Source organism: Pseudomonas sp. BRM28, assembly GCF_002939405.1.
GTDB classification, from domain to species: domain Bacteria; phylum Pseudomonadota; class Gammaproteobacteria; order Pseudomonadales; family Pseudomonadaceae; genus Aquipseudomonas; species Aquipseudomonas palmensis.
In genome coordinates this window covers 145991-158818 of record NZ_PEFV01000001.1, presented here as the reverse complement: position 1 = coordinate 158818, position 12828 = coordinate 145991, and the positions used below count along the sequence as shown (strand labels likewise).

Sequence of the window (12828 nt, the reverse complement as noted above, 5' to 3'; positions counted from 1 at the left end):
CGCCAAATGCCACCTGTACGACAGACCGGGGTGGCAGTTAAGCTGAGCCTATCTGGTTGGAGCGAACGTAGATGTTAACCCTCGAAAACCTTCTGGTGCTGATGCTGCTGGCCACCGCAGGCGCCTGGCTGTGGCATAACCACGGCCTGCGCGAAAAGGCACTGGAACGGGTCAAGCAGCATTGCGCCAAGCTCGACCTGGAACTGCTGGATGGCAACGTGGCGCTCAAGCGCATCGGTTTTGTGCGCGATGCCAACGGGCGCAAGCGCCTGGCCCGTGTGTACAACTTCGAATTCACGGTGACGGGCGAACATCGTCACCCCGGTACGGTGACGCAGTTTGGCGCGCACACGATGCAGATCGAACTGGCACCCTACCCGTTCGAGATCAAGCCGCCGGTGCAGGGCGGCAACGTGATCGAGATGAACCAGTGGCGCCAGGAGCACAATCGCTGGCGCCAGTGACGTTCCCTTCGTCTACCGGGGCCAGCCTTGCCTGCAAAGAGGCCGGCCCTGTCTTCAGGGAATCCGGCATTCCTGCATCCCCTGCTCCAAGGCCGCCACTGCCTGCGGCTGTGCAAAAATCAGCTCGATACGCGAGTCGCGCCGCCACTCGCTGGCCTGCCAGTGCAGCGCCTGCCCCTCCAGCGCATTGGCCGACTGCCAACCCTCCGGGCTGTGGATAACCAGCTTCGCCCTGCGCCACCCAAGGCCTGCAAGCCATTGCTGCAAACGCTGCGGGTGCAACTGCTGGCTCGGGTGCCAGCGCCAGCCAATGCTCCAGCCCTGCTCCAGCTGTTGATAAAGACAGATCGGCGTCAGCGGGTTTATCCACAGCGCCGCCGGCAACGGCCTGGCCTCCGGCAACTTGAAGTTATCCACCGGCAACGGATGCACACCAACGCCCGGCAGGCTGTTCAGCGCAATCTGCCCATGGTCCGTCCAAAGCTGGGGTACATCAGGCAAGCCCTGGCTTATCCACAGGCGCGTGGCGGCCGCCAAGCCTTCAGATTTGTTGAGCACCAGCAGCCCCGCACCGTGCAGTGCCTGCGCCTGCGGCTGGGGTAATACCTGGCCTGCCGCCAATGCCTGAGCGTCCAGTACCAGCACCGACGGCTGAACCGCCAGCACGCCTTGCCAGGGTGCTTCGCTCAGCTGGGCCAGCAACTGGGCAGGATGACCCAGCCCCGAAGGCTCGATGAACAGTCGATGAGGGCGCGCCTTGCGCAACAAGCGCCCCAGGCCCACCTGGAACGGTGCACCATTCACGCAGCACAGGCATCCGCCCGCCACTTCGCCCATCGCCACGCCATCATCGTCGGTGGCGAGCAAGGCGGCATCCAGGCCGATCTGGCCGAACTCGTTGATCAGCACCGCCCACCGCTCGTGGGCCGGGCGCTGGGCCAGCAGGTGCCGGATCAGGCTGGTCTTGCCGGCGCCCAGGGGGCCGCCGATCAGGTGGGTGGGTATGTTCTGCAGCATGCGCATCGATTCGTCAGGAAGGATACGCACTATGCTGCGCGCTCAGGCCATCCAGTCAAGCGTCAGCATAAGGCGGCGCTGCCCTGCAGGTACCGCCGGCGAACGGTGCACCAGCCCATGCCCCTCATTACCCAGCCACCTCTCGCCCTTGAGCACGGCCACATCACCGGTCGACAACTGCTCCACCTGCACCGCATCGGGCGCCGTCAGCCATTCACTGCCGGGGCCCGCATAGGTACAGATCAGCCGCGCCGGCACGTGGTCGACGTGAAAACGCGGGCACATTGCGCCCTCCAGTGCGCGCAGGCGCAGCCCCACCCGACGCGCGTCGAGCAGGCAGGCGTAGGCGCCCACCAGCCAGCGCACATCGCAGATGAACCCCTCATACCCCTGCAGATCGGCATACGCTGCCGCCAACCCGCGCAGGGCGGGTGCGTCGTCATCTGGCTGCAACTCCAGGGTCAGGGACTCGGCCAGCGGCTGCCCAAGGGACAACAGCACCTGGGCAAAATCGGCCACATGCACCGGCAACTGGCGCTGCCACACGGCCAGATTGACGCCATCCTGCAGCACCTCGGTCAGCACCTGGGGCGATTCGCCGACTGTTTGCCGGGCGCTGCCACGGCGTTTCAGGGCCAGCATCAGGCCGCCTCTTCGTCGTGCCAGTCGCCAAACGGGTCGGGCAGGCGTTGCCAGCCCTCGGCGCCCAATGCCATTTCTTCATCGCTCAGCAGGCAGGCGCCCAGCTCGGCATCCAGTTGCGCAAAGTCGATGTGCTGCCCGATGAACACCAGCTCCTGTCGGCAATCGCCGCATTCGGCCGTCCAGTGCTTGAGGATCGCCGCCGCGTCCTGCGGGTCCTGGGGCCATTGCCCGCGTGGTACGAAACGCCACCAGCGACCGGCAAAGCCGTGGCGCATCATGCCGCCGGCCTGGGACCAGCTGCCGGCTTCCTGGTGCTTGCTGGCCAGCCAGAAAAAGCCCTTGGAACGCAACAGGCGGCCGTTGCTCCAGGGCCTGTGGATAAAGTCGAAAAAACGCTGTGGGTGCAAGGGGCGGCGGGCCTGCCAGGTAGTGGCGGCAATGCCGTACTCCTGGGTTTCCGGCACATGCGTACCGCGCAGTTCCTGCAGCCAGCCCGGCGCCTGGGCAGCACGCTCGAAGTCGAACAGGCCGGTATCGAGAATCTGCGCCAATGGCACCTGCCCCATCACCATCGGCACGATCTGGGCGTGGGCATTGAGCGAGCGCAGAATGGCGCAGAGTTCTTCGCGCTCATCGCTGCCGATCAGGTCGATCTTGCTCAACAGGATCACATCGGCGAACTCGACCTGCTCGATCAGCAGGTCGCTGATGGAACGTTCATCGCCCTCGCCCAGGGTCTCGCCGCGCGAAGCCAGGCTGTCGGCGGCCTGGTAGTCACCCAGGAAATTCAGCCCGTCGACCACCGTGACCATGGTGTCCAGCCGCGCCTGGTCGGCCAGGCTGCGGCCTTGTTCATCACGGAAGGTAAAGGTTTCGGCTACCGGTAGCGGCTCGGATATGCCGGTGGACTCGATCAACAGGTAATCGAAACGCCCCTCGCGGGCAAGCCGCGCGACCTCTTCGAGCAGATCTTCGCGCAGGGTGCAGCAGATGCAGCCATTGCTCATCTCGACCAGTTTTTCTTCTGCACGATTGAGGCTGACGTTGCGCTGCACTTCGCTGGCGTCGATATTGATTTCACTCATGTCGTTGACGATCACCGCCACCCGCAGGTTGTCGCGGTTACGCAGCACATGGTTGAGCAGGGTGCTCTTGCCGGCACCTAGAAAGCCGGACAGCACAGTAACGGGGAGACGGTCGGTCATGGCGCAAATACCTCATCAGGGCGTCGGGGCATTCGAAGGATGCCTTTTTCAATGTTATATTATAACAATGCAATTTAGCCAATCGGAGATTGGATGAAAACCTTCGTACTGCTTTCGCTCCTGCTAATTCCTGTCGCGACGGTTCACGCCGCGATGCCGCGCAGTGAGCCTGCCCAATGCACGCGCAGCGCCAACCTGCTGGCCTGCCAAGATCGCGACGGCAATGTGTACAGCGTGCACAGCCAGGGCAATACCCAGTACGTGCGCGGCGTTGAGGTGTTGGGGCAGCGACGCTGGGTGCAAACCAACAGCCTCTATGGGCCGCTGACCTTCTACACGGGCCTGGCCAACGACGGCGAAGCCTGGGTCGGCTATAGCCGCCGGGTGGGTTGGACCACGCAGAACCGGGTGTCCAGCTCCAGCGGCCAACGCTTCAGCCTGCGTTGCAATCGCCTTGGGGGCTGCGAGTGAGGACTCGGAAAAAGCTATGATGAATGAATCGTTATAATGTAACGTATCGGTTTTTAATTCAGCGATGGTTTCAGCATGAACGCCCTGACCCTTCCCGATATCGCCGCTCAGGCCAGCCAGCAATCCATGCCTCTGGAATGGGTTGGCATGTGCGGCATCGCACTGCCGATCACACTCGACGGCGTGCAGGTACGCGCCAGCGCCGATGCCGGCGTCAGCCTGGATGATGGAGCCTCGCGGGGGATTCACATGTCGCGCCTGTACCTCGCGTTGGAGGCATTCGAGCACGCGGCGTTTTCAGTAGGGTTGATGCGCCAGGTCCTGGAACGGTTTATCGACAGCCATCAGGGCCTCTCTACCACCGCTTACCTGCGTCTGGGCTTTGAATTGTTGCTCAAGCGGCCTGCGCTGGTCAGCCCGCTGGCAGGCTGGAAGGCTTACCCGGTGAGTGTGGACGCACGTTTGGAAAACGGAGTGTTCCACGTGGAACTAAACGCACAAGTCGAGTATTCCTCGACCTGCCCATGCTCCGCCGCGCTCGCCCGCCAATTGATTCAGCAGCAGTTCGTCGATGATTTCGCCAACCGCAGTAACCTCGATCATGCTGCCATCCTGCATTGGCTCGGCACCGCCCAAGGCATCGTCGCAACACCACACAGCCAACGCAGCACGGCCCATCTGCACCTGCGCCTGGCCCCAGGCGAGGAGCAAATGCCCTTTCGACAGCTGATCGACCTGGCCGAGGCAGCTCTCGGCACTGCTGTGCAGACAGCCGTGAAACGAGCCGACGAACAGGCGTTTGCGCTGGCCAACGGGCAGAACCTGATGTTCTGCGAAGACGCCGCGAGGCGCCTGCATCTGGCCCTGCAACCGCTGCCGTGGATCGACGGCTTCAAGCTGCGTGTGGAACATGCCGAAAGCCTGCATGCCCACGACGCTGTCGCGCAAAGCCAATGGCAGTGGCACCCGCGCTGATCAGGTGCGCGGCTTGACCGTGCCGCAATCGTTGCCCAGCCACACCGCACGGGTGTTCATGCTGCCCTTTTGCTCAACACCGGACGCATTGAACGTGCCGCTGACCTTGGTCAGAAATTCCCGATCGCTGAGAAACTGCGCTTCACCGTTGCCTTGAGCCTTGGGGCAACTGAAGGTGAACTTCCACACATTGCCGTTGCGCTCGGTGATCTTCTGCGTGCACCCCGACTGCGGGTCTTGCAGCGGAATGTCGTTGGTCTGAACCTGCTCCTGGGTCAGGCACGAACGCACCCCTTTGCCCCCGACGCTGATGCCTTGCTTGGCCAGGCCACCCTCGATCATTGCGCGCTGCTCGGGCGGCAGGTTCTTCAACTGGCCGAGCATGAATTCCATGTCGGGCAGTGGCTTGCCATCGACCTGCATGTTGCTGCTGGTCAACTCCCACAGGCCCGGTTGCAACATCTGCGCATGCACCAACGGGCTCGCCAGGCCCAGTACCAGTGCCAGCATCGGCAGACGACTTTTCATGTAGTGACTCCTTCAGAATCCGGCCCCAAGCCGGAACACAGCTTAGACGCGTTTTCGTGCTTTCAGTTGCAAGTGCAGGCGCGAACGTGCTCTGTTAGCGGGCAGTGCCCTCGGATAGCAGAATGTGTATGGATTACCACAGCCCTTACTTCTTCGGTTACCTCATCGGTTTGATTCACCTGCTGGGCGTGATTGCCGCCCTGCATGCCGTGTTCACCGTGCGCACTGCCCAAGGTGCAATTGCCTGGGCCATGTCGCTGCTGTTTATCCCCTACTTCACGCTGATTCCGTACCTGGTGTTCGGCAGTCGCACCTTCGACGCCTACATCCAGGCCCGCCGCCAGGCCAACCGCGAAATGCACGTGGCCATGGCCGACCTCAACTGGCGCCCCTGGGTGGAAGAGGCGCTGACCGCGCGCAACTCCGAATCCTATGCGGCGCTGCGGGCCATGCCCAAGCTTGGGCGCATGCCGTGCCTGGCCAACAACCAGGTCAGCCTGCTGATCGACGGGCAGGCCACCTTCGACGCGATCTTCAAGGCGATAGAAGCGGCTCACGACACGGTACTGATCCAGTTCTTCATCATCCACGACGACGGCATCGGCCGTGAACTCAAGGCGCTGCTGCTGAGAAAGGCCGCGGAAGGGGTGAAGATCTACGTGCTGTTCGACAGCGTTGGCAGTCACGCCCTGCCCTCCGCCTATATACAGAGCTTGCGCGAAGGCGGCGTGAACATCCGCGCCTTCGCCACCCGCCGCGGCTGGTTCAACCGCTTCCAGGTCAACTTCCGCAACCATCGCAAGATCGTGGTGGTCGACGGCATGCTGGGGTTCATGGGGGGCCATAACGTGGGCGACGAGTACCTGGGCGGCAACCCCAGGCTATCGCCCTGGCGCGACACCCATGTGCAGGTCAGCGGCCCGGTGCTGGCCTGCCTGCAGGAATCCTTTGCCGAAGACTGGTACTGGGCGGCGCGCCAGTTGCCGCCACTGATCCTGCCCGACACCTACCCCGACAACGGCGTACTTTGCCAGGTACTGGCCAGCGGGCCGGCCGATCCGCAGGAGACCTGTTCGCTGTTTTTTGTCGACGCCATCCACGCGGCGCGCGAGCGGCTCTGGATCACCAGCCCGTACTTCATTCCCGACGAGGCCGTGTCGGCCGCGCTGCGCCTGGCGGTGTTGCGTGGCGTCGACGTGCGTATCCTGATTCCCTCGCGCCCTGACCACCGTATCGTGTACGCCGCCTCCAGCCTGTTCGCCTTCGAGGCGGTGCAGGCCGGGGTGCGCATGTTCCGCTACGGGCCGGGGTTTCTGCACCAGAAGGTGGTGCTGGTCGACAACGAAGTCAGCGCCATCGGCAGTGCCAACCTGGACAACCGCTCGTTCCGCCTGAACTTCGAAATCATGCTGCTGACCGTAGACCTTGCCTTTGCCGCACAGGTCGAAGCCATGCTCCAGCACGACTTCGACCAAGCGCGGGAAATCACCCCCGAGGACAGCCAGCAGACGCGCCGCCTGCAACAACTGGGGATGCGCATCGCCCGACTGATCTCGCCGATCCTCTGAGCGCGACTGTCAGCGGTACAGGTCCTCGCGGGTCAGCGGCAGGTCGTGGCCTCCATCGGCGAACGGCTTGACTGCCAGAATCTGGTGCAGGTTGATCCAGCCCTTGGAAAAGGCATAGGAGCAACCGGCCAGGTACAGCCGCCAGATGCGCAGGGCCTTTTCCGGCACCAGGCTCGCGGCCTTGTCCAGCTGGCTTTCGAGGCGATCGCTCCACTGCGCCAGCGTCCGTGCGTAATGCAGGCGCAGGCTCTCGACGTCGACCACTTCCAGCCCCGCTTCGCTGATACGCGCACTGATCATCGACAGGTGCGGCAGCTCGCCATGGGGGAATACATAGCGCTCGATGAAATTGCCCGCGCCGCGCCCCACCGGGCGCCCGTCCACATGCTTGGCGGTGATGCCGTGGTTCATCACCAGGCCACCTTCGCGCACCGCGCCGAACAACCGCTGGCAGTACAACGCCAGGTTGGCATGCCCCACGTGCTCGAACATGCCGACACTCACCACCTTGTCGAAGCGACCGTCCTGGGGCAGGTCGCGGTAGTCGAGAATCTGCAGTTCCACCTGATCTTCAAGCCCTTCTGCCTTGACCCGTTCACGCCCCAACTTGAGCTGCTCCTTGCTCAGGGTGATGCCGAACACCTTGGCGCCGAACTCACGTGCGGCATAACGTGACAACCCGCCCCAGCCACAGCCCACGTCCAGCAGGTAGTCGCCCTGCTTGAGCCGCAGCTTGCGGCACAGGTGCTCGAACTTGTTCTGCTGGGCCTGCTCAAGGGTGTCGCCGGGGGTCTTGAAGTAGGCGCAGGAGTACGCCATGTCGCGGTCCAGCCACAGCTGGTAGAAATCGTTGGACAGGTCGTAGTGGTAGGAAATGGCCGCCGCGTCGGTGGCCTTGTCATGCTCGCTGCGCACCGGCTGGTCTTCTTCCTCGTCCGTGAGCAACGCCTGACTGAGCTCGTCGCACACGCGGATGACTTCGCCGATGGTGCCCTCCAGTTCCAGCTTGCCCTCGACGAACGCCGCGCCCAGCTCATCCAGGCTGGGGTGGGTCAACTGGCCGATCAGCTGGGGATCCTTGACCACGATGGTGACCTGCGGCTGGGGGCCGAGATCGAATTCGTGACCATCCCAAAGCTTGAGTCGCAAGGGCAACCGCAGGCTTTGCAGAACAGGTGGAAGTTGCGCAAGCATGAAATGAGCCTCCCGTAATCTTCGGACGTCTGCACAAAAGGGTAGCCCATCCTCAAGAACAGGGAGGCATGCCGGACTATCGTCGTAGACCGGCCGATGCAAAAAGGTAGTGGCATAAATTGTATACAACCTCCAGATCGGCCCCTAACCTTGGCGGCATTGTCGATTCTTCATCCGGGAGTACAACAATGAAAACCTATGATGTCGTGATCATCGGCGGCGGCCCTGGCGGCTACAACGCTGCCATTCGCGCAGGCCAGCTGGGCCTGAGCGTGGCCTGTGTCGAAGGTCGCCCGACCCTCGGTGGCACCTGCCTGAACGTTGGCTGCATGCCGTCCAAGGCCCTGCTGCATGCCTCCGAACTCTACGAAGCGGCTGCCGGCAGCGAGTTCGCCAACCTCGGTATCGAGGTCAAGCCAAGCCTGAACCTGGCGCAGATGATGAAACAGAAGGACGAGAGCGTCGCGGGCCTGACCAAGGGCATCGAGTTCCTGTTTCGCAAGAACAAGGTCGACTGGATCAAGGGCTGGGGCCAGCTCGATGGCGTGGGCAAGGTCAAGGTCACCGATGACCAGGGCGCCGTGACCGAACTGCAGGCCAAGGACATCGTCATCGCCACCGGGTCCGAGCCGACTCCGCTGCCCGGCGTGACCATCGACAACCACCGCATCATCGACTCCACCGGCGCCCTCGCCCTGCCCCAGGTGCCCAAACACCTGGTGGTGATCGGCGCGGGCGTGATCGGGCTGGAGCTGGGCTCGGTGTGGCGCCGCCTCGGTAGCCAGGTCACCGTGGTGGAATACCTCGACCGTATCTGCCCCGGCACCGACGAAGAAACCGCCAAGACCCTGCAGCGCGCATTGGCCAAGCAAGGCATGAGCTTCAAGCTGGGCAGCAAGGTGACCCAGGCCACGCCGTCGGCCGACGGTGTCAGCCTGACCCTCGAACCGGCCGCCGGCGGCACCGCCGAAACCCTGCAGGCCGACTACGTGCTGGTCGCCATCGGCCGTCGCCCCTACACCCAGGGCCTGGGCCTGGAAACGGTAGGCCTGCAGACCGACAAGCGCGGCATGCTCGAGAACCAGGGCCATCGCACCAGCGTGCCGGGCGTGTGGGTGATCGGCGACGTCACCAGCGGCCCGATGCTCGCCCACAAGGCCGAAGACGAAGCCATCGCCTGCATCGAGCGCATCCACGGCAAGGCCCACGAAGTGAACTACGGGCTGATCCCGGGGGTGATCTACACCCGCCCCGAACTGGCCAGCGTGGGCAAGACCGAAGAGCAGCTCAAGGCCGAAGGCCGCGCCTACAAGGTCGGCAAGTTCCCGTTCATGGCCAACAGCCGGGCCAAGATCAACCACGAGACCGAAGGCTTCGCCAAGGTGCTGGCCGATGCCGAAACCGACGAGGTGCTCGGCGTGCACCTGGTTGGCCCGTGCGTCAGCGAGATGATCGGTGAGTACTGCGTGGCCATGGAGTTCTCGGCCTCGGCCGAAGACATCGCCCTCACCTGCCACCCGCACCCGACTCGCTCCGAGGCCTTGCGCCAGGCGGCGATGAACGTCGAAGGCATGGCCATGCAGATCTGACCCCGGTCAGCCTGCACGCTTGATCCGTGCGCCTGAACCGACGGCGACCATCACCGCAGGTTCAGGCACGCACCGGGTCAGGCCTGGGCGGCTTTGGGCTGAGTACCGAAGCGGTCCGCGAGGAACGGCGTCAGGTCCAGCGGCAGTGCCTCTTCATGCAGCACCTTGTCGATCAGCACGCCAGTGATCGCCGAGGTCAGGATGCCGGTGCGAAAGTGCCCACAGGCATTGAGGTAGCCACTCACGCTCTGCACCGGGCCGAGAATCGGCAGCTCGTCCGGCGAACCGGGACGCAGGCCTGCCCAGCTGCGCTTGAGGTTGATCTGCGCCAGCTCCGGAATGCATCGCACCGCGCCCTTCACCAGACCGTTGATTTCCGGATAGGTGGTGGTGACGTCGAAGCCCTTGTCTTCGGTGGTGCTGCCGATCAGGATCTCGCCGTTGTCCTTCTGCGCCATGTAGCAATCGGCGGTGGTCAGGCAGCCCTGCAGCAGCTTGGGCATGCGCTCGGTGAGCAGGATCTGGCCCTTGACCGGCTTGACCGGAATGCTCAGGCCGGTGGCCATCTCGCTCAGTTCTGCCGCCCAGGCGCCGCCGGCGTTGATCAGGGTCTGGCAGTGAAACTCGCCTTCCACGTCGGTCTTGACCCCCACCACCCGGTCGCCCTGGTGCAGCACGCCGGTGACGTTGGTGTTGAGGAACAGGTCGACGCCGTTCTGCCGCGCACCTTCGGTGTAGGCATCGGCCAGACGGAACGGGCTGACCTGGTGATCGCACAGGAACTCCAGCGCGCCGTGGGCATGGTGGCTGACGGCTGGCTCGGCCTTGCGCAGGGCATCGCGGTCGAGCCAGCGAACCTCGTGGGCCAGGTGCGGGATCTGCGCGACGATATGCTCGGCGTACAGGCGGTCCTCGTCGTCGTAGATCACGTACTTGAGGCCGGTGCGCTCGAACTTGAAGTCCATGCCGTGGCGCTCCATCAGTTCCTGGTGCAGGCCGGGGTACAAGGCATTGGATTGCAGCGCGAAGTCGAAGAACGACTGCGGCAGGATGTGCGGGGTGCTGGAATCGACCGCCACGGCGGCGCCGTTGGCTTCGCGCTTGTGCTTTTGCGACATCATGCGAAAGAAGATCACCCCGCAGCCCAGGCCGACCGATTCGCCGATCGCCCACAACCCGCCCGCCGAGGCGCGGGTAGCGTTGCCGGGGCGCTTGGCGTCGATCACCGCGATCCTGAGGTTGCCACGCTTGGACAACTGGTAGGCGCAGGAAGCGCCGATCACACCGCCGCCGGCGATGACCACATCATAGGTTCTGTTCATGCTTCAGCTTCCGTGCCGAGGTTCTTGAATGCGGAGAAAGGGATCGGATCGATGGGGAACCGCGGGCGCAGCCAGCCCACATCGGCACGCCCGGTGGCCTGGCGCAGGCGATCGTTGCAGTAGCCCACGCACATGCGGCCCTGGCAATCGCCCATGCTCACGCGGGTGCGCATCTTCAGCCCGGCCATGTCCTGTACACCCTGCTCCAGGGCGCGGTCGATGTCGCTGCGGGTGACGTGCTCGCAGCGGCAGATGACGGTGTCGGGTGCGGGCAGCGTGATCTGCTCAGTGCCGCGCAGTGTGTAGCGGTCTACCCCGGCACGAAAGCGCTTGATCGCGGCCAGCTTGCCCAGGTAGCGCTCGCGCAGGTCCAGCGCCTGTTCGGGGGTGATGACCTGAGCCTGGTGCAGGATCGACACGGCGGCGATGCGCCCGGTGAGCATCGCGGCTTCGCCACCGCGAATCCCGCCCATGTCACCGGCCAGGTGAATGTGCGGCTCGCTGCTCTGTTGCCACACGTTGCTTTCGGCGCGCAGGTAGCCGTCTTCGTTGAAGCCGTGGGCCAGGCCCATCTGCTGACTGAGCTGGGTGCGCGGAATGAAGCCGTAGCCCACGGCCAGGGTCTGCGCCGAGACGCGCTGCACACGGCTGATGTCCGGCTGCCAGTTGTCACTGTAGGGGGCCAGGCGCACTTCGGTGAGTTCGCCCTCGCCGTTGGCACCTACCACGCCCCAGCCGTAGTTCATGGGGATACCGTTGAGCTTCAGATAACCGAGCATGCTCAGGCCGTCGAGAAACAGCTGCGGCTTGTTCAGCAGCGCCAGGCTTTCCTTGGCGATCTTGCCGAAGGCACATGCCTCGTACACCCCTTCCACCTTGACCCCGGCCGCGTGCAGTTGGCATGCCACCAGGGGCAGCAGCGGGCCGGTGCCGGCGATGACGGTGGTGCCCAGCGGCTTGACCACGCCGCTCTTGATCTGCAACTGCAGACCGCCCAGCAGCATCACGCCGGGCAGGGTCCAGCCGGGGAACGGCACGTTGCGCTCGTGGCAGCCGGCGGACAGTACCAGGTGGCTGTATTCCACTTCGTGCAGCTGCTCGTCGCTGTCCAGCACCATCAGGCGGTTGCCGCCTTCGCCCCCGACCACACGGGTTTCCAGGCGCACGTCGATGCGCTCGGCACAATCGGCGAACTCTTCGTGCAGGGTGTTCAGCGCGCTGGCATAACGCTTGCCCAGGTAGCTCAGGTCGACGCCGCTGCGCAAAGGGCCGCGATAGACCACCCCGCCCAGACGCGAAGCTTCGTCGAACAGCACGCTGGAGACGCCATGCCGGGCCAGTTCGATGGCAGCCGCCATGCCTGCCGAACCGCCGCCGACTATTACCGGACGCAGGCTCATTCGACACCCTCCACGTCGAAGCGGTTGACCCCGGTTTCGACCTGCATGCCCGGCTTGACGATGGTCTGGCAGGCGCGGCGCTTGGGGCGACCGTTGATCGACACCAGGCAGCAGTGGCACACGCCCATGCCGCAGAAGGCACCCGTGACCTGGCCATGGTCGTTGCGCGCCACCTGGCGCAGGCCCACCGCGTGCAGCACGTTGAGCACGCTTTCGCCTGCCGCGGCCGGTACCGGCCGCCCGTTGAGCTCGATGGTCATGTCTGCCCGCGACAGGGGCTGAATATCATGATTGCGGTCCATTGACTGCATTGCGTTTCATCCTTGAAAAGAGTGGCAGGAACCCACCACGGTAAGCCATGAAGGCGCATTCGACATTGATCCAGGCCAGAAAACTGGGTTTCGACTTGTTGCCGGAATGCTGTGGAGATGTACTGCACTTGGTACCATC

The 12828-nt window shown here is 63.9% G+C and carries 13 protein-coding genes; 5 read left to right on the top strand and 8 right to left on the bottom strand.

The features are described from left to right. The first annotated feature begins 71 nt into the window (after positions 1–71). Positions 72–464 carry a DUF3301 domain-containing protein gene (locus tag CR917_RS00755; protein ID WP_043861515.1) on the top strand — a complete coding sequence of 131 codons (393 nt, stop codon included), beginning with the start codon at positions 72–74 and terminating at the stop codon, positions 462–464. Positions 465–518: 54 nt separating this feature from the next. Here the strand turns inward: CR917_RS00755 and CR917_RS00750 are convergent, their stop codons facing one another. From CR917_RS00750 to zigA, 3 genes are read right to left on the bottom strand one after another with little or no spacing between them, the layout of a single operon-like run. Continuing rightward, positions 519–1481, bottom strand: coding sequence for a GTP-binding protein (locus tag CR917_RS00750; RefSeq protein WP_100634894.1), 963 nt, complete (start codon positions 1479–1481; stop codon positions 519–521). 42 nt (positions 1482–1523) lie between these two features. Then, positions 1524–2123, bottom strand: coding sequence for a DUF1826 domain-containing protein (locus tag CR917_RS00745; RefSeq protein ID WP_104571764.1), 600 nt, complete (start codon positions 2121–2123; stop codon positions 1524–1526). Further along, entirely contained in the window at positions 2123–3331 is a 1209-nt protein-coding gene (gene zigA, locus CR917_RS00740; protein WP_088513960.1) for a zinc metallochaperone GTPase ZigA, read from the bottom strand. The genes CR917_RS00745 and zigA overlap by 1 nt, the downstream gene beginning before the upstream one ends. Positions 3332–3484: 153 nt before the next feature. On the opposite strand from zigA, the gene CR917_RS00735 reads away from it, so the two are divergent. Together CR917_RS00735 and folE2 are read left to right on the top strand one after the other, a co-directional pair. Further along, entirely contained in the window at positions 3485–3802 is a 318-nt protein-coding gene (locus tag CR917_RS00735; RefSeq protein ID WP_305887858.1) for a glutamine synthetase, read from the top strand. A gap of 75 nt (positions 3803–3877) precedes the next feature. After that, positions 3878–4777: a GTP cyclohydrolase FolE2 gene (folE2, locus tag CR917_RS00730; protein ID WP_104571762.1), complete on the top strand. Its 900-nt coding sequence runs from the start codon at positions 3878–3880 to the stop codon at positions 4775–4777. Here the strand turns inward: folE2 and CR917_RS00725 are convergent, their stop codons facing one another. Continuing rightward, on the bottom strand, positions 4778–5305 hold the full coding sequence (locus CR917_RS00725; RefSeq protein WP_043861510.1) for a DUF3617 domain-containing protein: 528 nt from the start codon (positions 5303–5305) through the stop codon (positions 4778–4780). A gap of 128 nt (positions 5306–5433) precedes the next feature. Between CR917_RS00725 and cls the strand changes: the two genes are divergently transcribed. Beyond that, positions 5434–6873, top strand: a complete 1440-nt coding sequence (gene cls / locus CR917_RS00720; RefSeq protein WP_054916444.1) for a cardiolipin synthase — start codon at positions 5434–5436, stop codon at positions 6871–6873. A 9-nt stretch (positions 6874–6882) separates the two neighbouring features. On the opposite strand, the gene cfaB is transcribed toward cls, so the two are convergent. Further along, positions 6883–8067, bottom strand: coding sequence for a C17 cyclopropane fatty acid synthase CfaB (gene cfaB, locus CR917_RS00715; RefSeq protein WP_043861508.1), 1185 nt, complete (start codon positions 8065–8067; stop codon positions 6883–6885). A 188-nt stretch (positions 8068–8255) separates the two neighbouring features. Here cfaB and lpdA point away from each other — a divergent pair, with 188 nt between their 5' ends. Beyond that, complete coding sequence (gene lpdA / locus CR917_RS00710; protein ID WP_104571761.1) at positions 8256–9656, top strand: dihydrolipoyl dehydrogenase; 1401 nt, start codon at positions 8256–8258, stop codon at positions 9654–9656. Positions 9657–9733: 77 nt separating this feature from the next. Here the strand turns inward: lpdA and hcnC are convergent, their stop codons facing one another. From hcnC to hcnA, 3 genes are read right to left on the bottom strand one after another with little or no spacing between them, the layout of a single operon-like run. Next, entirely contained in the window at positions 9734–10978 is a 1245-nt protein-coding gene (gene hcnC / locus CR917_RS00705; RefSeq protein WP_104571760.1) for a cyanide-forming glycine dehydrogenase subunit HcnC, read from the bottom strand. Further along, the gene (hcnB, locus tag CR917_RS00700) at positions 10975–12378 is read right to left on the bottom strand and encodes a cyanide-forming glycine dehydrogenase subunit HcnB (protein ID WP_104571759.1); all 1404 of its coding nucleotides are present in this window, start codon (positions 12376–12378) and stop codon (positions 10975–10977) included. Before hcnB ends, hcnC begins: the two co-directional genes overlap by 4 nt. Next, positions 12375–12689 carry a cyanide-forming glycine dehydrogenase subunit HcnA gene (hcnA, locus tag CR917_RS00695; protein WP_043861504.1) on the bottom strand — a complete coding sequence of 105 codons (315 nt, stop codon included), beginning with the start codon at positions 12687–12689 and terminating at the stop codon, positions 12375–12377. The genes hcnB and hcnA overlap by 4 nt, the downstream gene beginning before the upstream one ends. Between the last annotated feature and the right edge of the window lie 139 nt (positions 12690–12828).